The organism is Prevotella sp. E13-27 (assembly GCF_023217965.1).
GTDB lineage: Bacteria > Bacteroidota > Bacteroidia > Bacteroidales > Bacteroidaceae > Prevotella.
Map to the genome: position 1 here is coordinate 147,551 of NZ_JALPSC010000002.1, position 23,695 is coordinate 171,245.

A 23,695-nucleotide genomic window follows, 5' to 3' on the forward strand; every position below is an offset into this window, starting at 1 on the left:
ATGTCGTTTGTCTCAATAGCATTCCTGTTTTTTCTTCCAATAGTTTTTTCTTTCTATTGGCTCTTGCAGAGACAATTGCGATTGCAGAACCTCTGTGTGCTGCTTGCAAGCTACGTGTTCTATGGATGGTGGAATTGGCGTTTCCTCGTCCTTATAATAATAACATCTGCGTCGAGCTATGTCAGTGGATTGTTGTTAACAAAGGATTCTAAGCATCTGCCATTTTCATCAAGAGCGTTTCGCCGTTGGGTAGTCTTTGGCAATATATGCCTTAACATAGGTATATTGGGCTTCTTCAAGTATTACGGATTCTTTGCTGAAAACTTAGTGGCATTGTTCTCACTGGTCGACTGCTCGCTTGATGCTCCTACGCTTAACATCATATTGCCTGTCGGCATCAGCTTCTATACCTTCCAGTCATTAAGCTATACGTTCGATGTGTATCGTGAAAAGATACCTGCCACCCGCGATGTGATAGCCTTCTTCGCATTCATCGCTTTTTTCCCGCAGTTGGTTGCAGGACCTATTGAACGTGCAGCAAACCTTCTGCCACAGATGCTTCAGAAACGTGTCTTCGTATATTCAGATGCTGTTGATGGATTAAAACGTATATTGTGGGGCTTCTTCAAAAAGATGGTTGTAGCAGACAATTGCGCCATTGCCGTTAATGCTATATGGGCAGATTATACAGATGCCGGCGCTGCCACACTTCTTGTAGGTATGGTGCTTTTCACGTTCCAGATATATTGCGACTTTTCTGGCTATTCTGACATTGCCATCGGTACAGCAAAGCTCTTCGGCATAAGGCTTATGGAGAACTTCTGCCTTCCTTACTTTTCGCGTTCTATGGGAGAGTTTTGGCGAAGGTGGCACATCTCATTGATGACTTGGCTGCGTGACTATGTGTATATTCCTCTTGGTGGAAGCAGAGTGGGAAAGTGGCGTACCGCAGTGAATATCATAGTCGTTTTCCTGTTGAGCGGTCTGTGGCATGGCGCTAACTGGACTTTTGTGGCATGGGGCGGATATAATGCGTTGTTTCTTGTAGTAAGCAGGCTTCTGCTGTCTTCACGGAGCACAGATGTGAAGAATTGTGCCACTTGGCGTGATATTCCTTCAGTATTGATGACATTTATCCTTGTAGCATTAGGTTGGGTAGTGTTCCGTTCTGTAAGCATAACCGAAGCCTGTGACTATCTGTCGTGTATGTTTGTCGCGTTGGCTCAATTCAATATAGGTTCTCTGGCTGTGGGCAAAGTGGCTCTTTTCTATTGTGCTTTGCTTGTAACATTAGAGTGGATACAACGTCATGAGCCGTGTCCGCTATGTCTTGAAAAATATCGCTGGGGCAGGTACAGTCTGGCGAGATGGGTTGTATATTACGTTGTCTTTTTCCTGACATTCTTCTGTAGGGGTGAGGAGCAGACATTCATCTATTTCCAGTTTTAGAGCCTATGAGAAAGTTCCTCTTCCGATTGTGCCTCTTCGTCATACCGGCATTGATACTATTGATGGCTGCTGAACTGTTTATGCGTTCTCTTCCTAATACATATAAATATAAGGATGAGTGGATGAAAGCAAATGCCCATAGCGTGTCAACACTTCTTCTTGGTAACTCTCATGGCTATTTCGCGTTAAGACCTTCAATTATTGGAGACAGCACGTTCAGTTTGTGTAATGTGTCACAGAGATTAGAACATGACTTCTTCCTGTTGAAAAAATATTCAGCACTTTGTACAAACTTGAGGCGAGTGGTTGTCGTGGCAGACAATTCTAATCTTTTTGATGTGCCCATGGAAGAAGAGGAACCGTATAGAGTGACTTATTACCAGCTTTATATGGGATACGATGCCCATCCTCAGCTGTCAGAATATGCCTTTGAGTTGGCGAATACACCATCTGCTATTCAAAAAATAAAGTCCTTCATTGCTGATGGAGGCATCACCTGTGATAGTTTAGGGTGGGGGAGAAACTATAGGGCAGAAGGTCGCGATCCAAGAAACTTCCTTCCTGAAAATGTGCGAGAACATCGTTTTGTAAATTGGCAATATACCATGCGTAATCGTTGTTATATGGACTCTATCGCTCATTGGTGTCAGAAAAAAAACATTGATTTGTTCTTTATACAAACACCGGTTTCGTCTGCTTATACCCAAAAGGCTAATCCTCGTCAACTGCGTCTTGTTAATCATATGGTCGATAGTTGTTGTAATGCTTATGGCGCATGTCATTTTAACTTCTCGTGTGATGAGCGTTTCAGCGATTCTGACTTCTATGACACAGATCATCTGACGGACATTGGAGCAAGTAACTTTTCTAAACTTTTGAGGCAATCGATAGATTCATTATCACATTAGTACTATTATTTTTACCCTTTTGTTCGTTTTTTCTACTCCTTGTTCAACATAAAGGGCTTTATGTCCATATACTTATATGTAACGGGTTTTGTCCGTTGGTCGTTTGTTTGTAACTTTGCATGCAAATAAACCCGTTATGGAAAAAATAGGTGAACATATTAAAGAAGTACTTCTCTCACAGCATCATTCTGCTAAATGGCTTGCAGATCAAATACCCTGTGAACGCACAAATGTATATGACATTTTCAAAAGAACAGACATTAATGTGAATCTGTTGCAGAGATTGTGTGTAATTCTCGATTTCGACTTCTTTAAGGAACTATCTAAAGAAACATTTCCTAAGGGAAGATAGTAATTCAGTTCGTTTTTGTTTAAAAAAACTTATTTTTTTTGCAACATATATCCTTTTGTTCTTATCTTTGTAAAGTTTTTTATTTATAAAGATAATTATATTAATTATGGATTACGAAGAAATTAAGTATGGCGCTATGTCGCGCGAACAACAGCTGGAGTCATCATTGGCATTCCCTATACTAATGCGTAAGGTGTATCTTTGGATGACTTTCGCGCTCGTTATTACAGGCTTTACAGCCTATTATGTAGCAACAAATCCAGCTCTTACGGGGTTGGTCTTTGGAAATTCTGCAGTGATGTGGGGACTGCTTATTGCAGAAGTCCTGCTTGTCGTGGCTATCAGTGGAGCCATTAACAAACTGTCTCTTGTTACTGCTGCTTTATTGTTTGTGCTTTATTCTGTCATGATCGGAGCAACATTGTCTGCAATATTCTTCGTATATGAGCTGGGAACTATTGCGCAAGTGTTCTTTATTACGGCTGCCACTTTCGGGGCAATGGCTGCTTATGGCTATTTTACAAAGAAAGACCTGACTTCTATAGGTCGTTTGGCATTTATGGCGCTTTTGGGTATTATCATTGCTTCGATAGTAAATATCTTTGTCGGAATAACTGCACAAAATTTGATATTTAGCTACTTCGTCGTGCTCATTTTCGTGGGACTAACCGCGTATGATTCTCAGAAGATAAAGGAAATGATGCTTCGAGCTCCTGATGCAGGTGAGAAAATGCAAAAACTAGCTCTATTAGGTGCGCTCAGTCTCTATCTCGACTTCATAAATCTTTTTATTTATCTCCTTCGGATTTTTGGATCGAGTAGAGATTAATAAAACTATATGTTTGAAAAAAAGTCGGCAAGTTAAAAATGCCGACTTTTTTGCTTTTTGGGGATACTCTTTCTATATATAATAATGTGTAGTAGTTGTTGCGTGCCGCAAGACGAATTTTTCTTTGCTTTTTTGCGAAAAAAAGCTTGAATTGTTTTGGCGGTTCTGAAAAAGTGCTTACCTTTGCATCCGCTTTCGCTCAAAAACGAGTGACAAGCGCTAAAGAAAGAGTTCTTTGAAAGATTTACATAGACAGTGAAGTAGTACAAGAAGCGCGGTGCTTTTATTATTTTATAGTATAGCACCGTGGGTAATATGAAGTCAACCGTCAATGCTGTCCTTCGGGACGGTTTTTGAGAATGAGAAGCTTTACCAGAGATACTATTCGGATATGGCGTCCTTGAGTACAGAATAATCAGCATGGTTCGCTGCGTTTTTTTTTTGCAGTGTCCTTGCTATTAAAGAAATAACTTTTACAGTGAAGAGTTTGATCCTGGCTCAGGATGAACGCTAGCTACAGGCTTAACACATGCAAGTCGAGGGGCAGCATGATCTTAGCTTGCTAAGATTGATGGCGACCGGCGCACGGGTGAGTAACGCGTATCCAACCTTCCCCTTAGTAGGGCATAGCCCGGCGAAAGTCGAATTAATACCCTATGTTTTCCTTGGATGGCATCTGATGAGGAACAAAGATTTATCGCTAAGGGATGGGGATGCGTCTGATTAGGCAGTCGGCGGGGTAACGGCCCACCGAGCCAGCGATCAGTAGGGGTTCTGAGAGGAAGGTCCCCCACATTGGAACTGAGACACGGTCCAAACTCCTACGGGAGGCAGCAGTGAGGAATATTGGTCAATGGACGAGAGTCTGAACCAGCCAAGTAGCGTGCAGGATGACGGCCCTATGGGTTGTAAACTGCTTTTGTCGGGGAATAAAGTTCACTACGTGTAGTGTTTTGTATGTACCCGAAGAATAAGGACCGGCTAATTCCGTGCCAGCAGCCGCGGTAATACGGAAGGTCCGGGCGTTATCCGGATTTATTGGGTTTAAAGGGAGCGCAGGCTGTTTTTTAAGCGTGACGTGAAATGTAGGGGCTCAACCTGTGCAGTGCGTCGCGAACTGGAGAACTTGAGTGCACTCGAGGAAGGCGGAATTTGTGGTGTAGCGGTGAAATGCTTAGATATCACGAAGAACTCCGATTGCGAAGGCAGCCTTCCAGCGTGTAACTGACGCTAAAGCTCGAAAGTGCGGGTATCGAACAGGATTAGATACCCTGGTAGTCCGCACGGTAAACGATGGATGCCCGCTGTTGGCGATACAATGTCAGCGGCCAAGCGAAAGCGTTAAGCATCCCACCTGGGGAGTACGCCGGCAACGGTGAAACTCAAAGGAATTGACGGGGGCCCGCACAAGCGGAGGAACATGTGGTTTAATTCGATGATACGCGAGGAACCTTACCCGGGCTTGAACTGCAGGAGAACGATTCAGAGATGATGAGGTCCTTCGGGACTCCTGTGGAGGTGCTGCATGGTTGTCGTCAGCTCGTGCCGTGAGGTGTCGGCTTAAGTGCCATAACGAGCGCAACCCTTTCTGGTAGTTGCCATCAGGTAATGCTGGGCACTCTGCCAGTACTGCCACCGTAAGGTGTGAGGAAGGTGGGGATGACGTCAAATCAGCACGGCCCTTACGTCCGGGGCTACACACGTGTTACAATGGGTGGTACAGAGAGTTGGTTGCAGGCAATTGCGATCTAATCCTTAAAGCCATCCTCAGTTCGGATTGGGGTCTGCAACCCGACCCCATGAAGCTGGATTCGCTAGTAATCGCGCATCAGCCATGGCGCGGTGAATACGTTCCCGGGCCTTGTACACACCGCCCGTCAAGCCATGAAAGCCGGGGGCACCTGAAGTCCGTGACCGCAAGGGTCGGCCTAGGGTGAAACTGGTAATTGGGGCTAAGTCGTAACAAGGTAGCCGTACCGGAAGGTGCGGCTGGAACACCTCCTTTCTGGAGTGTGTGGACGAGACGCAAGTCAAGTCAACACGCTAATAAAGAGGACGCTGAATAGTAGGTAAGCAAGGTTGATTGTCAACCCTTCAGCTTTCTTGTATACTTCTTCTGTTTATCTAGAGAATAGTTGAGGCCGGGCAGGGGTACCCCCTCTGACCACTAAGAGTCCTATAGCTCAGTTGGTTAGAGCGCCACACTGATAATGTGGAGGTCGGCAGTTCAAGTCTGCCTGGGACTACGGTGTGAGTCGGTTCTTACCTCTCACCTCTTACCTCTCACCTCTTTCACGGGGGATTAGCTCAGCTGGCTAGAGCACCTGCTTTGCAAGCAGGGGGTCAACGGTTCGAATCCGTTATTCTCCACCAAGTGGTGCGAACAGGACAGACGCAGTCAATCCTAAGCCCGACACAAGGAGGGCGTTCGCGACACAGCGATCTTTGACATATTGAGACACAAGACTGTAAGTAAAGACTTTTTATTAAGTCAGACTGAAGATTAGATAATGAATCTCAACAATTTACAGCTGAAAGTATGAGCATTCTCTCTGTGGTAGCTATGGTTTATATAGTTACTATAGATTAAAAGAGAAGTTATGGCGAAAGAAAGTTAGGGCGTCTGGTGGATGCCTTGGCTCTCGGAGGCGATGAAGGACGTGATAAGCTGCGATAAGCCGCGTGTAGGTGCAAATGACCTTTGATGCGCGGATTTCCGAATGGGACAACCCAGCTGTCTGAAGGACAGTTATCACCATCTCTGATATGGTGAGGCGAACGCGGGGAACTGAAACATCTTAGTACCCGCAGGAAGAGAAAATAACAATGATTCCCCCAGTAGTGGCGAGCGACCGGGGAAGAGCCTAAACCGCCTGTGTAGCAATGCACAGCCGGGGTTGTAGGACCACGCCGTGGATTACTTGTTGTGAGGAGAACGTTCTGGAAAGAACGATCGTAGAAGGTGACAATCCTGTATCCGAAGCGACATTAGTCCTAGTGGTATCCTGAGTAACGCGGAGCACGAGTAATTCTGCGCGAATCCGCCGGGCCCATCCGGCAAGGCTAAATACTCCCGAGAGACCGATAGCGTACCAGTACCGTGAGGGAAAGGTGAAAAGCACCCCTAGGAGGGGAGTGAAATAGTACCTGAAACCAGTCGCCTACAAGCGGTCGGAGCTGCTTTTGCAGTGACGGCGTGCCTTTTGCATAATGAACCTACGAGTTACCATCACCGGCGAGGTTAAGTCACTCTGTGACGCAACCGCAGTGAAAGCGAGGCTGAAGAGGCCGTTTAGTCGGTGGGGGTAGACGCGAAACCGAGTGATCTACACATGTCCAGGATGAAGTCCCGGTAACACGGGATGGAGGTCCGCACTGATAAGCGTTGAAAAGCTTCCGGATGAGGTGTGTGTAGGAGTGAAAGGCCAATCAAACTCGGAGATAGCTCGTACTCCCCGAAAGGCATTTAGGTGCCGCGTGTGGTTATCAGCATGAGAGGTAGAGCGACCGATAGGTCAAGAGGGCTTCACCGCCTATCGAGACCTGACGAACTCCGAATGCTCATGCTCCGCAGCCATGCAGTAAGGGGGCGGGTGCTAAGGTCCGTCCCCGAGAGGAGAAGAATCCAGACCGCCGTCTAAGGTCCCGGAATCCTGTCTGAGTTAGTCTAACGAAGTCTGGCCTCGATGACAGCTAGGATGTTGGCTTGGAAGCAGCCATTCATTCAAAGAGTGCGTAACAGCTCACTAGTCGAGAGGCCGGGCGTGGATAATAATCGGGTATAAGACAGGTACCGAAGGCGCGGGATAGCAATTTTAAAAGTATCGGTAGGGGAGCATTCCAGTTGCCTTGAAGGCGTGTTGACGATGCACGCTGGAGCGTCTGGAAAAGCAAATGTAGGTATAAGTAACGATAAGAGGGGTGAGATTCCCCTCCGCCGTAAGACTAAGGTTTCCCGGGCTATGTCATTCAGCCCGGGGTTAGTCGGGTCCTAAGTCTCAGCCGAACGGCGATGGCGATGGCCGACACGGTTAATATTCCGTGACTTCCCTTTGGAGCGATTGTGGAGACGGAGGAGTGACACTGCCGCGCACCGACGGATGTGTGCGTTGACGGCATTAGGCAATGAGGCTGGCAGGCAAATCCACCAGTTGAGCTGAGTGCCTATAGTACGGCAGCCCTTTCGGGGGCAGCCGAGTGCAGGTAACCCTACTCCCTAGAAAATCCGCTAAGCTTATCCACTGGGAACCCGTACCGCAAACGGACACACGTAGTCGGGTAGAACATACTAAGGCGTTGAGAGAGTCGTGGCTAAGGAACTAGGCAAACTGACCCTGTAACTTCGGGATAAAGGGTCCTCACTTTAAGTGAGGCGCAGAGAATAGGTCCAGGCAACTGTTTAACAAAAACACAGGGCTGTGCAAACTCGCAAGATGAGGTATACAGCCTGACACCTGCCCGGTGCTGGAAGGTTAAGAGGAGAAGTCAACCATTTTGGCGAAGCTTTGAATTGAAGCCCCAGTAAACGGCGGCCGTAACTATAACGGTCCTAAGGTAGCGAAATTCCTTGTCGGGTAAGTTCCGACCTGCACGAATGGTGTAATGATCCGGACGCTGTCTCGGCCACGATCTCAGTGAAATTGTAGTATCGGTGAAGATGCCGATTACCCGCGATGGGACGAAAAGACCCCGTGAACCTTTACTACAGCTTAGCACTGACCTTGGTCATCGGATGTGTAGGATAGGCCGGAGGCTTTGAATCGGGTGCGCCAGCATTCGTGGAGCCATCCTTGAAATACGGCCCTTCTGCTGCCTGAGGTCTAACGGGTTGATATCCGGACACTGCTTGGTGGGTAGTTTGACTGGGGTGGTCGCCTCCAAAAGCGTAACGGAGGCTTCCAAAGGTGCCCTCGGGCCGATTGGTAACCGGCCTTACAGAGTGCAATGGCATAAGGGCGCTTGACTGGGAGGCAGACATGCCGAGCAGGCAGGAAACTGGGGCATAGTGATCCGGCGGAGCCGTGTGGAAGGTCCGTCGCTCAAAGGATAAAAGGTACTCCGGGGATAACAGGCTGATCCCCCCCAAGAGCTCATATCGACGGGGTGGTTTGGCACCTCGATGTCGGCTCGTCACATCCTGGGGCTGGAGAAGGTCCCAAGGGTTGGGCTGTTCGCCCATTAAAGTGGCACGCGAGCTGGGTTCAGAACGTCGTGAGACAGTTCGGTCTCTATCTATCGTGGGCGCAGGAGTCTTGAGTGGATCGGTCACTAGTACGAGAGGACCGTGATTGACCGACCTCCGGTCTGCCAGTTGTACCGCCAGGTGCACCGCTGGGTATCCGCGTCGGGTTCGGATAAGCGCTGAAAGCATCTAAGTGCGAAGCCGGCCACAAGATTAGGGCTCCATTGAGGGTCGTCGTAGACTACGACGTTGATAGGGTGCAGGTGTAAAGACAGTGATGTCAAAGCCGAGCACTACTAATTGCCCGATATCTTTCGCCTCTGGCGCATATTTTCTGCTGTAAGTCAGTCGCGCTTTCGCGCTGCTTATTGTTCTTGTGTTGATATGTCAACCCCTATTTTCAGGTGGTTATTGCGGCGGGGTCCCACCTCTTCCCATTCCGAACAGAGAAGTTAAGCCCGCTTGCGCCGATGGTACTGCAATGCAATGCGGGAGAGTAGGAAGCCGCCATCTTTTCATGAGAGACTATAGTCACAGCGACTGTAGTCTCTCTTTTTATTATTTCTACATATTTTTCTTCACATTAACTTTGCTTTTTACCCTCAAAATCATCTTAAGAAGGTGTAAATTCTTTTGATATAATGTTTCATTGAAGTACCTTTGTATTCATGAAACAATTCATTGTAATTATTATCTTGTTATTTTTTGATATGGCTTCATTTGCACAGTTGAAGGCTGTTGTAGCTAATATTGAGACATTAGTCCCTGTGCGTGACGCTGTTATATATTCTACTGATGGCATTGATACCGTAAGTTGTTGGGATGGTACCTTTTGTCTGAAGGATTCTTTCAAACAGTTTTCAGTATCTCATCCTCATTATATTACTCGCGTTATATTTATTGGAGAGTTTCATAATGGCGATACTATTCTGCTCATTCCGAAAGAAGGTTATATTTCTGAAGTTGAAGTCTGGGGAACAAGTAAAGGTAAGAATAAGCAATTCTTGCTTAAGAAAACCGATGCTCAATTGTTGAGTGCACGTTTGGATGGAGGCAATCTTTTGGGACTTTTTGGTTTGATAGGCAGCTTCTTTTCTAATAAGAAGGAATCAACAGAAAATAAACTTAAACGAATTCTTGAAGATTATTAACTTAAAAATCCCGTTCAGTCCGAAGACTTTCGCGGGATTCATAATGAAAGGAGGAGTGGTACCTCCAGGAATCCAAGTCGGATTAGTCTTCAACAATTTAAAGCCCCTGTGTGCCTACTTTGTGACTACTTTTGACGTTCTAAGAGAATCTTTATAGTACGTTCTTTTTCTGCCAGGAGTTCCTTTAGATGAAGGATCTCCTTTTCTTTGTCCGTAACATCTACTGGTTCCCAAAAGATGGCCGGTGATACATCCAAGGCTTTTGCTATGGCCTCCAGGGTGGCTGTGTTGGTTGAACCAGTATTGATCAAATTGTGTATGCTTCCATCTTTCATATCTACCATGTCAGCAAGCTTGCGAATAGATATTTTTTTCTTTTCGCACAAATCCCTTATAATCTGAAAGTTAGCCATAGCGGTAAAAGGTGTTTAATAATATTTAACTCGATTTATAATCGACATTATCGATTTTAATTGTATATTTGCAGCGTAAATTTAATAATTAAACTTAAATACACAAAATTTATGAAGACAAAAAACATTAAAAAGCAGGAAAATTTAGAAAACAGCGCAAAACTGCGTAATTATTTCCGAAGCCTTCCTATAGAGGAATCACAGCGGAAAGCTCAGGAAATGACTGAGGCCTGCAAGGTTCCACGTTCTACTTTCAATAACTGGAGGGCTGGCGCTTGCAGTATTCCTGAATTAGCAAAGGATAAGATAAACGAAGTATCAGGGCGAATCATATTCTAAACATAAATAAATCATGCTATGAACATAAAGATAGATGCACCAAACGGAATGGGGTGGATTCAGATCCAGGGAGAGAAGAGGCACTATAAACTCGAAACATCATTTGTCCCCTTTGGTAATATCTCCTTCATTGAGGAACTGGAGAAAAGAGTACACGTTCTTAAGGTTGAGAAAGCGAAACAGGGTACTGGCTTATATGAGATTCGAGTTGAGCCAGAGAATTATCCAAATGCAAAAGACCTGACACTGGCAGAACTGATAGAAGAAACCGCTATAGAAAGCGGAGTGTTTGGAAGTGAAGTATGAGCAGTAAGAGGAACACAGATCATGACACGGAAATTATCCAGATGTTCCATGATGGCAGAACCTATGAGGAAATAGGGATGGCTGTAGGATACGCTCCTGGCTGGGTATTTACTATCTGCAAGAGACACGGACTGTCAAGGAAAGGCCCACGATACTATCCTGGTACCGGACGCGTTGAGGAGGCACCTAACGGATCCAGGCGCATATCATGGAGCCGCCAGATGGTAGATGACTTACGCCGCCTTTTCCCTAAGACACTAAACAAGGAAATAGCAGAATATCTGGGTGTGTCTCTGCGTACCATGATCAGAAAGGCCCGCGAACTGGGACTACAGAAAGATCCGGACTGGCTTACTGGTGTATGGGAAGAAAGAAGACGACAGGCACACATCGTAGCACGTATTAAAGGATACCCTGGAGCTATCAAGCCTGGCGAGCATAGAAGCCCCGATACTGAGTTTAAGAAAAGAACGAACCTAATACAACAGCTAACATGAAGATAGAAGTACCACTTTATACAGTTACCGGTATCCGACATGGGGGGGGTAGAGAATCGTTAAGCCTGCCCTGCAGCAGATTAAAGGCTATAGAGCTGAGAGACTGGACCCGTAAGATGTTCGCTAACGTGACTGTGTACCACGATATCCAAATAAGAGAAGTGAAAAGACTATGAAAGAATGGAAAGAGTGCCTGAACCCGAAATGTAAGAAGGTATCAGAAGAAACGGAAAAAAGACTGGCAGCTGTTACAGGCAATGCCGACGAGATACAGCATAACCTATGGTTCCTGAAAGAGAGCCTGTATAAAGACTTCCTGATGGACTATGATGGCTACCTGCGCCTGCAGACGCTTTCAGCTTTAGCCAACAAAATACATAATGAAGTATGCGACCTGTATAACTTGATTTACGAAAAAGACCTGTTATGAGAGTATATATAAGTGGAAAAATAGGCGAGGAGGTTATCAGTGACGAAACCCGCCAGAAGTTTGCAAAAGCTCAGAAAATGCTGGAGGATCGACTATCTGATATGTCAACAGTCATAAACCCTGCCAGCGAGGAGTTCCAGGAAACCATGGAACAGGCCTTCAAGTGGAGAGAGATACCCATGAATTATGACGATATCCTACTCTATGATCTGCAATGGCTGAGAACGTGCAGCGCTATCTACATGCTGGAAGACTGGGGACGCTCACCAGGAGCAGCTACAGAGTTCGATTTTGCGGAAACTACGGGAAAGAAAATCTTTTTTCAGGACTATAGTCAGGCTCAGACATATATCCACAGGTGTTACGAAAAATGTCCGGAAGGATTCGAGTATAATGAGTGGTGCAATGATAAGGCCCGTGAAATCTGGATACCAATAGAGGAGGAAAGATGAAGACACCAATTACCTATTATGGAGGGAAACAGCAGATGGCTGGTATTATCCTGGGTATGCTGCCTAAGCATAAGATATACTGCGAGCCGTTCTTTGGTGGCGGTGCAGTGTTCTTTGCCAAGGGACCGTCGTTCCTGGAGGTGATCAATGACAAAAACGATTTGATCATCACCTTCTATAAGCAGTGTATGGTCAACTTTGAGGCGCTGCAGATGAAAATACATACCACCCTACACAGTGAGAGTGAATACAACAGGGCCAAGAGAATATACAACAATCCCAAACACCACAATAAGACCGATATCGCCTGGGCGGTATGGATGGTTACCAACCTGTCAGTAATGGCAACACCACGAGGAGGATGGAAACGCGACAACGGTACAGGTGGCAGCCATATCGGTATATCGATGGATGGGTATAGGAACAGCTTCACAAAAAAGATACATGAACGCCTGAGACATGTGCAGATATCATGCAGGGACGCACTGGATGTTATCCGTGAGAGGGATACAGAAGATACTGTTTTCTATCTGGATCCGCCTTACATCAACTGCGATCAGAAACACTATAAGGGCTACGAAAAGAAAGACTTCCGCGAGCTGCTGGAAATGCTTACGGAGATAAAGGGCCGATTTATATTGAGCTGCTTCTGGTCTGACCTGCTAGCTGACTATGTGGAAAGAATGGCCTGGAACTATCAGGTGTTCGACAAAAAGTGTATGATACCTGCTCTGAAAGGGAAACCACGACGTAAGCAGGAAGTTCTGGTGTATAACTTCGATATCGAGCCGAGCTTATTCCCGATAGAAAACCTATAAAACACGATAAATTATGAAAACAGAAAACACCTTTTACGTGTGCCACGCCGTAATCGTGGTGGCTTATATGGTACTGGTTGGTACTGTCGTTTTTGTTTCTGGAAATTATAGTTACCTTTGGCTCCTGGCTGCTATATTTGTATATCAGCCCTGGTACAAACTCACTGAGACTAAGAAGCCAGACGTGGGGGAGGTAAATGACAGCCAGATAAATTCGTAACTTTCATTTTTTTGTAACTATGGCACAACTTATAGAGGATCTGATGGCAGCCACTGACGGGGGCCTGCAGATAATTCTTGACTACTACCCGCAGGCGAAAGACTGTGCAGGGACTAATAAGAAATTCAAGCTGAGGAGTGACGAACGTACTGCCAGCGCGTCGATCCGCAAGAAAGGCGACCGGTGGAAGGTTACGGATTTTGGTGGCACAGGCCACGAAATGGACGCTATCGACATTTGTAAGTACGAGGAACATATAGAATACAATTCTGAGGCGATAGCGTTGCTCGCACAGCGATATGGAGTGGAATCCGAATTGAAGCCTGACATCAACAAGCCGGATTTCAAGACAAGACCAGCAAAACCGGATGAACAGGATGGTAAGACGTATCTGGAGATAGCCGAGAGTTTCACAGCTGATCAGCTGAGGGTGCTGGGGCCACTGGTGAAGGAAGAGCACTGCCAGGCGCTGCACTGGCATCCCGTCAAATTCATTCGCTACGTAAAGAACAGACAGGTGACAGAGATATGGGCAAACGATAAATACCCGATCTTTGCCCGTCAGTGTGCTTTCACGAAGGATGGCCAGGAAGACAGTTTCTATAAGGTGTACCAGCCTTACTATATCGGAGAGAATGGTGACAAGTCCAGGCGCTTCACTTATACGCCTGCAGGCAAGAAGCCACAGCGATATACAAACGGCCTGGCTGAACTGAAAAGAGCACACCATATCTATAATGAAGATGAACGTAAGGCATGGGAAAGCACACATGGTGAGGGACAGCCATACAAGGAGAAAAAACTTAAGGAGGCCTTCATCTGCAGTGGAGAACGTGACGCACTCTGTATCCGGTCCCTGGGATATTGCCCGATATGGTTCAACTCAGAGACGTACCAGATATCTGTCGAGGAATATAAGGAGATTATGAAATATGTTGAGACCCTCTATAACATTCCTGATCTGGATGCAACTGGTAAAAAGAAGGGAAAGGAACTGGCACTACGCTTCATTGACATACATACGATATGGCTACCGGAACGACTGTCAAATTTCAAGGATCATCGAGGCCATTCGCGTAAGGATTTCAGAGACTATATCGAGATATACAAGGATAAGGGAAATATCAGGGATCTTATGACACTGGCCATGCCTGCTAAGTTCTGGACTTCAAAGCCTAATAGCAAAGGAACTGGCTTTACACATGATATCGATACTGAGTGCCTGCATTATTTCCTGGGATTGAATGGATTCTGTACCCTTCACGATGAGAACAGCGCAACAGTCAGGTATATAAGAGTGGAAGGTAATGTCGTGAGGTCTGTCACTCCAAAGGATATAGCCGAGTTCCTGCGTCGATGGGGTAAGGAGAGAGCGCTTCCAAGGGAAATCCGTAACCTGATTCTGAACAGTCAGCGCCTGAGCACATCGAGCCTGGACCGTCTGCAGGAGGTTGATCTGGACTTCACTGACTACACAGCGTCAAAGCAGATCTTTTTCTTCCCAAACAGTTGCCTGGAAATAACAGGATCCGGAATCATAGAGCATAAGGGGACCAGCAGCGCCCTGGCTAACTACGTATGGGAGGAAAACGTAATCAAGTATCCTTATAAGAAACTCGATGATTTCTTCAAGATTACATTGGGACGCGATGATGAAGGGAATATGACTTACGACATCAAACTGCATGATGTGGAACGCTCACCTTTCTTCTGTTTCCTGATCAACACTTCACGCGTTCACTGGAGAAAGGAACTGGAGGATAACCTGGAGTTCCTGGAGGTGAAAGACCGTGAGCAGTATAAGGCTGAACACAAGTTCGATATTGCAGGCCCCGGACTGGAGCAGCAGGAAATAAAGGAACAGATGCAGAACCTCATTAACAAGATCTTTGTAGTAGGGTATATGATGCACAGGTATAAGTCACCATCACGCCCATGGGCACCTATGGCGATGGATAACAAGATCGGTGAGGACAACCAGTGTAACGGACGTTCGGGTAAGTCATTCATGTTCAAGGCACTTTCATATTTCCGTAAGACAGTGAAACTGTCTGGGCGAAATGTGGAACTGACAAAGAATCCACACTGGCTCGATCAGGTAAACAAGCATACCGATATGCTGATAGTGGACGATTGCGACAGATACCTGCAGCTAGGGCCGTTCTATGACATTATTACGTCGGATATGACCATCAACCCGAAGAATAACCAGAGTTTCACAATTCCATTCGAGGATAGCCCCAAACTGGTATTCACAACGAATTATGTACCGGACAACTTCGATCCTTCAACGGAAGCCCGTCTGTTATATACCATCAACTCTGACTATTACCATGAGAAGACGGAGGATAATGACTACAAGGAATCCAGGAGCATACGCGATGATTTCGGATTCGACCTCTTTAGCAAGACCTATGGCGATAGCAGGTGGAACGCTGACATCAACTTCATCCTGCAGGCCACACAGTTCTACCTGTCACTTTGCGGCCAGTCCGTCAAGATACAGCCGCCTATGGGTAATATCATCAAGCGTAAGTACTTGCAGGATATGGGCGGCCTGTTTGCAGAGTGGGCAGCGTCTTATTTCGCGCCAGAGAGCGATCATCTGGACCGGTTCCTTATCCGTGAGAAGGTATTCGAAGATTACAAGCGCTTCACTGGAGCCAATAAAGCGACAGTCCAGAGCTTTACCAGGAGGCTTAAGAGCTTCGCACTGTCTGCAGAGAATATAGAGTACAATCCCAAAGAGTTCCAGAACAAGCAGGGACGTATCATCCGTAAACCGGAAGAGGATTCTCCAATGTATCCGAAGACAAAATCCTTCGAAATGATTTACCTTCGCTATAATGGTAAAACAGCTAGTGAGAGCCAGGGGCCTGTTGAGGGCGATCTGGCCAGCCAGTCCGAAGAGTGGGAAGACGGTAGGCCGTTCTAGATATTAACTTTATAACTTTGTCGATATGAAGAAGATTATACTGTTTATAGGCGCTATAGCACCCCCACAGGATGATATCGTAATCATTTCAGCACCGGTACTATCGATGGAACCCTACAGAACTGTCGTAAAGAAAACGGTAGAAGTGATCCAGGATCTGCAGATAACCCACAACGAAATAGCCAGACACATGGCGGACGTATCTATCCAGCTTCAAGCTGTAAACTTAGCGGAACTAAAACGCGTATTTGAAGATCTGCAGCGGAAAGCTGAACTGGCCGCCATAGAGATAAAGGAAGCTATCGAGCAGTACACCCATCCGGAATACAGGCCCAACTACGACCAGCGCAGACAGCGCCTGATGGCCGGACACCCACATAAGACCTACTGGCACAGGATCCGTAGCAATCCTGGCTAAGACTATTCTTTTTTTTCGCACATAGTTATGAAGGGGCGCGACTGCTGGTACTAGCCAGTGGCCGCGCTTTATTATTGCGGAGCTACCGGCGACAGCCGGATAAAAAAGCCTGTATCTCGCAGAGAGATACAGACACCTATTTATTACACCACCGGCACCCATGGAGCGACAGGGATGGATCTTAACCGCTAAATTCTGTGTTTAACCAGGTATTCTATATACACAGCCGCGTATGGTAACTTTCCTCCTTTATCCCTTATTTTAAGGGGTAGAATACCCTAATTTAATTATATTGCAAAGGTACGAAAAAGTACTGAATCCTGCAAATTTTGGCGCAGTTTTCTTATGTCTTAAGACTAATTTTTTCTAGTGCCTCCCTGGGACTATCCAGAGGCCCCGGACACGCTGTTACAGAGATTGCTTTCCGCTTCCTCATACAATTACTTCGACTGCCTTACCGCTCGTTTCTGCATATTCATTCACGCCCGCTGCTTTTCGTTCCCCTTCCCCCTTTTATATTTTACCGAAAAATTTTGTAACTTTGTTACATGCCTTTATTTAAAGAACGAGAAAAGTTAAAAAACGTAGTAAATAAAAGGGTTTCGCTAAATCGCAGAAAGTTACAAAACATGGTTACAAAGTAGATACGAAAAATACAAGTTTGTTACAAAATCGAGGTTTTTGTATCCTTCTCAGGTGCCTGGCTTGGTGCTAGAAGCATCAGTTACAAAAGATACAATCTGTTTTTGAATGAACAGAGGTTTGTTACAGGTTTGTAGCGGATACAAAGTTACTGAGTTACAGAGTGTTAGTCTCTGATTTTGGCAAAGTTACGAAAATACAAATTTTTTCGGTCAAATTAAATCAGATGGAAGAGAGAAAACAGGAAGAGCAAAGAAAGACTGATGGTAAAACATACAGGAAAATGCATATTTTTTTGACAAAATGTAGTAAATATACAAGAAAATGAATATTTGTGCCTACAATTTTTTTTAAGCAGCTGATAATTAATATAATAAAATTTACTATCTTTGCACTGAATTTCAGATTTACTATATGATTACTACTAAGATTCTGGTCGATCCATACCTGGCGCAATGGCTTAACGCTAAGTATTATGACAGGACGGTAGGGGCTGTGAGGTTCCCGCCTCACACTGACTTGTACGAGAAGGTCTATGACGTAATGACTGTCAGGCCACTTCTCGTATCGCCTGTGGATGAGGGTAATCTTTGTATCGCACTTCCGGATAAACGGGACGGTAACTTCGCTTTCGGCAAGAATCCGGAGAAATACAACTATATATCGGCTCATGGTGCCAGGATCCTGAACAAGCGGTTTAAGTGTATGTTCTGGGCAGAGGTTCATGAACTGATGGATGAGAACAAGCACCTTCACGGCATCGACTATCAGGACACTGCATATCTTCTGGTAAAACGCTATGACCTGACGGGAATATCTGACGAGGGTTTGCTGAAAAACTACCAGCGATGGAAGGATAAAATGCGCAGATCCAAGAAACGTGACTATAAAAAGCGTAAATAAAGTTAAAATCGAGGATTTATTTTACCGACACACCCCATCGTTTTGTCGGTTATCTGAGGTAATTTTGTCGGAATGAGAATAAGGCTATGAAACAGAAAGTGGTATCGGTTGCACACAGTATCAAACTGTGGCCAGTGGAGAATGTATTGCAGTATGCCGTGGTATCTGCTAAGGCTGTGTTTCAGACTAAGGGGACACCGCATATCCTGGAACTGGTTCCGGGAAGTCTTAAGGTGACGGATGATCCAGATGCGGCTACTGGCGTGTATAACAAAAAATTGACATTCAAGGTTCAGCATCCGGATAATTCGCATACCTCTTTATTATATATGCTCACTTCTGGATGGTTCGTCGCTGAGTATGTCGATGAGAATGGAAATGGAAGAATCGCAGGATCGCCAGGTTATCCGCTTGCATTTTCGTTCAAGTATATTGGAGGCCTCTATGAGTGTACGATGCAGGGGAAAGGCCAGATCGCCGATCCTTATACCTTATAATATATAGGTCTTTCATTATAAGGATATAATTTGCTTTCTTTGCCTAAAATTTTAGGCAAGGTGGATAAGATTTATAATTTTCTGACTGAAAAGTGGCTGATAGCAGACGAGAGTTTTGCTCGTTTGCTGGCTACTGTGTTGCCTGCAATAAAAGCCGGTAACACGAACGACGTGGAGAAACGCCTTACAAACGAGATCACTGCATACGCCACCACACCATATCTGGCAGACAGATGGGAGCTGGATGATGGCAGCCTGCCTGCAAACAGCGTGGCTGTGATCAATCTGGAAGGCCCGCTCTACTCATGGGAGACGTTCCGACTGGAGAGACTGCTGATCCAGGCGCTCAATAACGACAAGATAGCCGGTGTAGTGCTGTGGATAAACGGACCTGGTGGCATGGCGCTTCATGTGGATATCGCTGCAGCACTTATCGAGAAGGCAGAGAAACCAATAGCGGCATATATCGCCGGTACGATGGCCAGTGCTCATTTCTGGATAGGTACGGCTGCAGCCAGGACGTTCATTGCTTCACCGCTCTGTACGGTAGGCAGCGTGGGAACGATGGGGACTTACATGAACTTCAAGGAGTTCTACAAGTTGAACGGGATAGACTATCGGGACATCTATCCGGATTCCTCGGATCTCAAAAACAGATGGTTCCGCGATATTGCTGAGAAGAACGACGAGACCAGGGTAAAAAAAGAACTGGAGGATCTTCATTCTCACTTCGCTAAGGACGTGGCAAAATACCTGGGTATCGAGTATAATCCGGAGGAACCTGTGTTCCGTGGAGAGATATTCAACGGTGATGAAGCCGTGAATGCCGGTTATGTGGACCAGTTCGGATCATTCCAGGATGCCGTGACATGGGTACTGGCTCAGGCTACTATCAGGGAAACAAGTTTAATTGTTCCATAATTTTCTAATTTTTAATAACTCACAGTTTATGAAGTTCAAGACTTTTACAGCAGCCATTCTGGCGATCCTGGGGATCACAGAGTGGACAAAATCGGAAGAGAAGAAGAATACTCTGACCGATGATCAGGCCGCTAAGCTCAAAGCTATGGGCTTTTCTGAACAGTTCCTTGCTGGCTTCAAAGAAGCGCTTGAGAATGATTTCAAGAACGAGGAGGGTGCAGGCGAACAGAACCGTGATGCCCGTGCCGCCGTCTTACAGGGACTGCTGCAGGATGCCACTACTAAGCTGGCAACGGCAACAGAGCAGCTGGAGACGATGAGAGCACAGGCTACGACCGATGCCAACACCATCAAGGCCAAGGAAAACCAGATCACCTCGCTTAACGAGAAGATCCAGGCACTCACCAAGGCTGCAGAGAATGATCCTGGCAAGGGTGCCGGTACCGGTGATAGCCAGGCTACGACATTCAACCTGCAGGATGAACAGCAGCTTGCAGGCATCGAGGGTGTCATGTATGCTATGGACCGCCCCTATAACGTGCGAGCACGTGCCGCCCTCATGGAGCGTCAGGGTATCACGATGCTGGCAGTCCCCAAGGCTGCAAGTATCGACTACACACGCCTGCAGGAAGACCTGGGCGCGTTCTATCGTGTGCGCTGGCAGGACCGTCTCCAGTCATTCCTCGTACAACTGCCTACCATCGAGAGCATCTTCCCGCTGGAATCGGGCTATCAGGATCTCGCTACTTTGGCCAATATCTGGCTGGGTGAGTTCTCTCAGGCCGACAACACGGAGAGCGACTTCGATAACGTGGTGAAGGGACAGTACGAGTTCGACGATGAGACCCTTCGCATGTTCGACGTGATGTTTGCACACCGCTTCAAGAACCTGAAACAGCTGGAGAAGACCTGGATCGGCTCACTGAACCTGGAAGGCTCGAACCCCATCAAGTGGTCGTTCATCGAGTATATCCTGGCAGAGACCGCCAAGAAACTCCACAACGAGCGCGAACAGCGCCGTATCAACGGTGTACGAAAGAACCCGAAGCTCAACGAGCCTGGTAAGGCTATGGCAGCAGCCGACGGCCTGTACGAGTTCCTGCGTAAGAAGATCGACGGCCATGTGGATATCAACAACGGTAAGACGGTGTACCAGATCAAGCCCTTCGTTCTGGGTGAGATCACTCCCGCCAATATCGGTGAGAAGTTCTACCTGGGTACATCGATGATTCCTTCTGAGATCCGCGACAGCGGCAGCCTCGCTCTGTACATCCCTTCGTACATGCTCGTATGGTATCACAAGTACAATGAGCTGCACTATGGTACGAACCAGGACTACAAGGCGAACATCCAGTACGTCAAGGAGTATCCTAGCGTGAAGATCATCACCATCCCCAACGCAGACAACCATGCCCGCGTGTTCTGGACGATGGAGGGTAATATCCATACCTATGAGCACCTGGCAGGAGAAATGTATAACTTCTCACTGGAGCAGGAAGACTGGAGCCTTAAGGTTTGGAGCAACTGGAAGGAATCAATCTGGGCAATTGCCGTGGGCTTCAAGTACACCAAGAAGAGTGATATGGACGGCAGCCGCCAGATGATCTGGGCCAACGAGTACGACCGTCCTGCTACCTACTTCGTGGACGCTGAGAAGGACAAGAACCCCGATGCTATCCTGCATACCTCTATCAAGACGGTGGCTAACACCTCGAAGCTCGCTATCACCGATATCGACAATGCCGAGGTGGGACAGGTGATCACTCTTAAGTGTGGCAGTACCGACCGTGGCGTGGAAATCGCCAAGTCTGGCAAATTCAGCCTGATTTCGGCAAAGTGGGAGCCTGCTGAGGGCGATACCATTAAGCTGATGAAGCGCTCTGACGGCAAGTTTATCGAGATCGCACGCGCTACTGCAGCTCTCGACGCGCTGGAGTTCACCGCTGATGATACCACACCTTCGGTGGCTGATGGTGAGGTGTTCGTAACCAATCAGAATACCGAGGCTACCGCCATCACCTCGCTCGATGATGCCGTAGCAGGTAAGATCTACACCATCTATGGTGCTGGCTCTACCTACGCTTCCACGATCGCCAACGCTGGCAGCTTCGTTCTGACGGCAGCCATGACGCTCAGTGAAGGTCACTTCATCAAGCTCGTGAAGGCCGAGGATAACAAGTTCTACGAGGTGGCTCGTGGCTGATCCTCTCATAGGGAAGGGCGCTGGCCCTTCCCTCTATCGCTAACAACAGTATAAAAATTTTAAATTCAAACTGAAAATGGGTGCTTATGTAAAAGCTAACGTGGGAAAGCCTGGTGGTATGCCTGGTAAGGGTATCACACCGAAGGATAAGATCGTCGTGATCGATGTCGATGATATCGACACCTTCCCTTCAAGAGACGAGGCAGGTGTGGTGATCGCTGAGGATATCACCATGAAGCAGGGCAAGTTCGGAGTGTCTGTCTATCTGACACCTGGAACGGCTGCACTGTCTTCAAACAGTGAGGGTGATCCTGATGCTCAGGGATTCCGTCCCTCTGTACAGTTCTCACATCCAGGCAACAAAAAGGAGGTCCGCGAGTTCAAGACGAACTGGCTGGGAAAGAACTGTATCGTGATTATCCAGTATTGTAACGGTGAGGATGCCGATATTATCGGTACACCCTGCAACCCCTGTCAGATGACTGTGGAGTACACTGGTAACAACGAATCCAATGCCAACAGCTTCACTTTCCAGCAGGTGGCAAAGGGCGAGGATATCGGTATCTACAAGGGTGCCGTGACACTCAACGACGGTGTAGGACAATAAGCGTACTACTATTTAATGTCTATATGATTTTTTCAAAGGAGCCTGCGCCTCATACGGGACGCGGGCTTTTTCGTGTCCTTCTTTCGGTAATTACTTTTGTCTTACTTTGTAGCGTCTTAAAATATTATATGGTATGAACATGAAGAAATCTGAGATCCTGAACTATCTCCAAGGACCGCGACGCTACATCGAGGGTGTGGAACTGTACGCAAAATATGGAGAGAACAAGAACCTGGTACAGACATTCAAGCGTATCGGTGTAACACAGTCGTCAAAGGCTATGCTCATGGAAGAGCTGAGAAAGACAGCCGGTATTTCGGAAAGTGAGTTCAAGGGCATACGCCAGAAGGCTGAAAAGCCGGTCATGGCGGTTACTGTCATTAAGGCTGAGACAAAAGCAAAGCCTGAGACTGAGAAGGTGCTGATGGAACTGGCAGAAATGTTCGGTGTGACGGTGGATGAGCTGGTGAAGCCTGAGAAACGACAGGAAATCATCGAGTATTACCGGAACGAGCGCGAAGACAGTGAGGTGACGGCTGAGAAACTGCAGGAACTGGAGCAGTATCTGGATGATCTGGGTATGGATGCCGAGGAACTGGCTGACGTGCTCGATGATAAGGACCGTACCATCCAGAAGCTCACAAAGGCACTGGAGGCAGCTGAGAAAAAATACCAGGATGCACCGGCTACGACGGTAAAGGTGATCCGGTTCCGTGAAAAGTTCACGTTCCTGAATGATGCCGACTGTCCGGATATTCTTAAGATCCTGGTGGCAGACATGTTCACGGCCTATGCGAAATATAAGGAGGCTCACGCACGGCTGGCCGCCATGCCTGATGATGCCGACACCATCGAGACGGCAAGGCTGAGTGAGGAGGTCGTGGAGAATTTCGTTACTGACCGTGAGATATGGGAGGAACTGGAATACTACCAGGAACACCATGAGATACTGGGTAAGTACGAGAAGGTGAAGGCGCTGCAGGCACGACAGGAACTGACGGCCATGAGCGACGTGGACCTGATGAAGAAGAGACAGAGCGCTTCCGCTCAGATCTCCAAACAGAAGAAGATCATTGATGATCCGAAGGCTGACAGGGAGAAAAAGGCCAACGCTGAGAAGGTCATGGAAGAGTGGACTGCGAAAAAGACGGCCATCGAGGATGAGATTGAGGCCAGGAAAAAAAAATAACTGAACAACTGACTGCCGACAGGGGGACGCTCAG

General features: G+C 46.9%; 20 protein-coding genes, 2 tRNA genes and 3 rRNA genes. 24 read left to right on the forward strand and 1 reads right to left on the reverse strand.

Going from position 1 to position 23,695, the window contains the following annotated elements:
* The 9 genes from M1L52_RS09505 to M1L52_RS09545 all read left to right on the forward strand — a co-directional run bounded on the left by M1L52_RS09505 (position 1) and on the right by M1L52_RS09545 (position 9,871).
* Complete coding sequence (locus M1L52_RS09505) at positions 1-1,449, forward strand: MBOAT family O-acyltransferase (protein ID WP_248614736.1); 1,449 nt, start codon at positions 1-3, stop codon at positions 1,447-1,449.
* 62 nt (positions 1,450-1,511) lie between these two features.
* The gene (locus tag M1L52_RS09510) at positions 1,512-2,357 is read left to right on the forward strand and encodes a hypothetical protein (protein ID WP_248614737.1); all 846 of its coding nucleotides are present in this window, start codon (positions 1,512-1,514) and stop codon (positions 2,355-2,357) included.
* 458 nt (positions 2,358-2,815) lie between these two features.
* Entirely contained in the window at positions 2,816-3,538 is a 723-nt protein-coding gene (locus M1L52_RS09515) for a Bax inhibitor-1 family protein (RefSeq protein WP_248614738.1), read from the forward strand.
* Between the two features lie 475 nt (positions 3,539-4,013).
* Positions 4,014-5,543, forward strand: a 16S ribosomal RNA gene (locus M1L52_RS09520).
* A 167-nt stretch (positions 5,544-5,710) separates the two neighbouring features.
* Positions 5,711-5,784 (forward strand) — tRNA-Ile (locus tag M1L52_RS09525).
* A gap of 50 nt (positions 5,785-5,834) precedes the next feature.
* Positions 5,835-5,911: transfer RNA gene (locus M1L52_RS09530), tRNA-Ala, on the forward strand.
* A gap of 229 nt (positions 5,912-6,140) precedes the next feature.
* Positions 6,141-9,041 (forward strand): 23S ribosomal RNA (locus tag M1L52_RS09535).
* Between the two features lie 79 nt (positions 9,042-9,120).
* A 5S ribosomal RNA gene (gene rrf / locus M1L52_RS09540) occupies positions 9,121-9,233 on the forward strand.
* The 16S, 23S and 5S rRNA genes sit together here with 2 tRNA genes alongside, the layout of an rRNA operon.
* A gap of 155 nt (positions 9,234-9,388) precedes the next feature.
* Positions 9,389-9,871 carry a hypothetical protein gene (locus tag M1L52_RS09545; RefSeq protein WP_248614739.1) on the forward strand — a complete coding sequence of 161 codons (483 nt, stop codon included), beginning with the start codon at positions 9,389-9,391 and terminating at the stop codon, positions 9,869-9,871.
* Between the two features lie 125 nt (positions 9,872-9,996).
* Here M1L52_RS09545 and M1L52_RS09550 read toward each other — a convergent pair whose 3' ends face one another.
* The gene (locus tag M1L52_RS09550) at positions 9,997-10,284 is read right to left on the reverse strand and encodes a helix-turn-helix domain-containing protein (RefSeq protein ID WP_248614740.1); all 288 of its coding nucleotides are present in this window, start codon (positions 10,282-10,284) and stop codon (positions 9,997-9,999) included.
* Positions 10,285-10,395: 111 nt separating this feature from the next.
* Between M1L52_RS09550 and M1L52_RS09555 the strand changes: the two genes are divergently transcribed.
* The 15 genes from M1L52_RS09555 to M1L52_RS09625 all read left to right on the forward strand — a co-directional run bounded on the left by M1L52_RS09555 (position 10,396) and on the right by M1L52_RS09625 (position 23,661).
* The gene (locus tag M1L52_RS09555) at positions 10,396-10,623 is read left to right on the forward strand and encodes a hypothetical protein (RefSeq protein ID WP_248614741.1); all 228 of its coding nucleotides are present in this window, start codon (positions 10,396-10,398) and stop codon (positions 10,621-10,623) included.
* A gap of 18 nt (positions 10,624-10,641) precedes the next feature.
* Positions 10,642-10,929, forward strand: a complete 288-nt coding sequence (locus M1L52_RS09560; RefSeq protein ID WP_248614742.1) for a hypothetical protein — start codon at positions 10,642-10,644, stop codon at positions 10,927-10,929.
* Positions 10,926-11,426: a hypothetical protein gene (locus M1L52_RS09565; RefSeq protein ID WP_248614743.1), complete on the forward strand. Its 501-nt coding sequence runs from the start codon at positions 10,926-10,928 to the stop codon at positions 11,424-11,426. Before M1L52_RS09560 ends, M1L52_RS09565 begins: the two co-directional genes overlap by 4 nt.
* Positions 11,427-11,598: 172 nt before the next feature.
* Entirely contained in the window at positions 11,599-11,856 is a 258-nt protein-coding gene (locus tag M1L52_RS09570; protein WP_248614744.1) for a hypothetical protein, read from the forward strand.
* Entirely contained in the window at positions 11,853-12,308 is a 456-nt protein-coding gene (locus tag M1L52_RS09575) for a DUF4406 domain-containing protein (protein WP_248614745.1), read from the forward strand. Before M1L52_RS09570 ends, M1L52_RS09575 begins: the two co-directional genes overlap by 4 nt.
* Positions 12,305-13,126: a DNA adenine methylase gene (locus M1L52_RS09580; RefSeq protein WP_248614746.1), complete on the forward strand. Its 822-nt coding sequence runs from the start codon at positions 12,305-12,307 to the stop codon at positions 13,124-13,126. The genes M1L52_RS09575 and M1L52_RS09580 overlap by 4 nt, the downstream gene beginning before the upstream one ends.
* Before the next feature lie 13 nt (positions 13,127-13,139).
* A complete protein-coding gene (locus M1L52_RS09585; protein WP_248614747.1) occupies positions 13,140-13,346 on the forward strand; it encodes a hypothetical protein in 207 nt (68 codons plus the stop codon).
* 19 nt (positions 13,347-13,365) lie between these two features.
* Complete coding sequence (locus tag M1L52_RS09590) at positions 13,366-16,281, forward strand: hypothetical protein (protein WP_248614748.1); 2,916 nt, start codon at positions 13,366-13,368, stop codon at positions 16,279-16,281.
* 25 nt (positions 16,282-16,306) lie between these two features.
* Positions 16,307-16,699 (forward strand): hypothetical protein, encoded by a 393-nt coding sequence (locus M1L52_RS09595; RefSeq protein ID WP_248614749.1) that lies wholly within the window; start codon positions 16,307-16,309, stop codon positions 16,697-16,699.
* Between the two features lie 1,056 nt (positions 16,700-17,755).
* Positions 17,756-18,244, forward strand: coding sequence for a hypothetical protein (locus M1L52_RS09600; RefSeq protein WP_248614750.1), 489 nt, complete (start codon positions 17,756-17,758; stop codon positions 18,242-18,244).
* An 86-nt stretch (positions 18,245-18,330) separates the two neighbouring features.
* Positions 18,331-18,741 (forward strand): hypothetical protein, encoded by a 411-nt coding sequence (locus M1L52_RS09605; protein WP_248614751.1) that lies wholly within the window; start codon positions 18,331-18,333, stop codon positions 18,739-18,741.
* A 60-nt stretch (positions 18,742-18,801) separates the two neighbouring features.
* Positions 18,802-19,662 (forward strand): S49 family peptidase, encoded by an 861-nt coding sequence (locus M1L52_RS09610; RefSeq protein WP_248614752.1) that lies wholly within the window; start codon positions 18,802-18,804, stop codon positions 19,660-19,662.
* 28 nt (positions 19,663-19,690) lie between these two features.
* Positions 19,691-21,865 (forward strand): hypothetical protein, encoded by a 2,175-nt coding sequence (locus tag M1L52_RS09615; RefSeq protein ID WP_248614753.1) that lies wholly within the window; start codon positions 19,691-19,693, stop codon positions 21,863-21,865.
* A gap of 76 nt (positions 21,866-21,941) precedes the next feature.
* Positions 21,942-22,472, forward strand: coding sequence for a hypothetical protein (locus M1L52_RS09620; protein WP_248614754.1), 531 nt, complete (start codon positions 21,942-21,944; stop codon positions 22,470-22,472).
* Positions 22,473-22,611: 139 nt separating this feature from the next.
* Positions 22,612-23,661 (forward strand): hypothetical protein, encoded by a 1,050-nt coding sequence (locus M1L52_RS09625; protein WP_248614755.1) that lies wholly within the window; start codon positions 22,612-22,614, stop codon positions 23,659-23,661.
* Positions 23,662-23,695 lie beyond the last annotated feature (34 nt).

Coding starts and splice junctions, on each gene's coding strand:
- M1L52_RS09505 (WP_248614736.1), top strand. CDS start 1: ATGTCGTTTGTCTCAATAGCATTCCTGTTTTTTCTTCCAATAGTTTTT.
- M1L52_RS09510 (WP_248614737.1), top strand. CDS start 1,512: ATGGCTGCTGAACTGTTTATGCGTTCTCTTCCTAATACATATAAATAT.
- M1L52_RS09515 (WP_248614738.1), top strand. CDS start 2,816: ATGGATTACGAAGAAATTAAGTATGGCGCTATGTCGCGCGAACAACAG.
- M1L52_RS09545 (WP_248614739.1), top strand. CDS start 9,389: ATGAAACAATTCATTGTAATTATTATCTTGTTATTTTTTGATATGGCT.
- M1L52_RS09550 (WP_248614740.1), bottom strand. CDS start 10,284: ATGGCTAACTTTCAGATTATAAGGGATTTGTGCGAAAAGAAAAAAATA.
- M1L52_RS09555 (WP_248614741.1), top strand. CDS start 10,396: ATGAAGACAAAAAACATTAAAAAGCAGGAAAATTTAGAAAACAGCGCA.
- M1L52_RS09560 (WP_248614742.1), top strand. CDS start 10,642: ATGAACATAAAGATAGATGCACCAAACGGAATGGGGTGGATTCAGATC.
- M1L52_RS09565 (WP_248614743.1), top strand. CDS start 10,926: ATGAGCAGTAAGAGGAACACAGATCATGACACGGAAATTATCCAGATG.
- M1L52_RS09570 (WP_248614744.1), top strand. CDS start 11,599: ATGAAAGAATGGAAAGAGTGCCTGAACCCGAAATGTAAGAAGGTATCA.
- M1L52_RS09575 (WP_248614745.1), top strand. CDS start 11,853: ATGAGAGTATATATAAGTGGAAAAATAGGCGAGGAGGTTATCAGTGAC.
- M1L52_RS09580 (WP_248614746.1), top strand. CDS start 12,305: ATGAAGACACCAATTACCTATTATGGAGGGAAACAGCAGATGGCTGGT.
- M1L52_RS09585 (WP_248614747.1), top strand. CDS start 13,140: ATGAAAACAGAAAACACCTTTTACGTGTGCCACGCCGTAATCGTGGTG.
- M1L52_RS09590 (WP_248614748.1), top strand. CDS start 13,366: ATGGCACAACTTATAGAGGATCTGATGGCAGCCACTGACGGGGGCCTG.
- M1L52_RS09595 (WP_248614749.1), top strand. CDS start 16,307: ATGAAGAAGATTATACTGTTTATAGGCGCTATAGCACCCCCACAGGAT.
- M1L52_RS09600 (WP_248614750.1), top strand. CDS start 17,756: ATGATTACTACTAAGATTCTGGTCGATCCATACCTGGCGCAATGGCTT.
- M1L52_RS09605 (WP_248614751.1), top strand. CDS start 18,331: ATGAAACAGAAAGTGGTATCGGTTGCACACAGTATCAAACTGTGGCCA.
- M1L52_RS09615 (WP_248614753.1), top strand. CDS start 19,691: ATGAAGTTCAAGACTTTTACAGCAGCCATTCTGGCGATCCTGGGGATC.
- M1L52_RS09620 (WP_248614754.1), top strand. CDS start 21,942: ATGGGTGCTTATGTAAAAGCTAACGTGGGAAAGCCTGGTGGTATGCCT.
- M1L52_RS09625 (WP_248614755.1), top strand. CDS start 22,612: ATGAAGAAATCTGAGATCCTGAACTATCTCCAAGGACCGCGACGCTAC.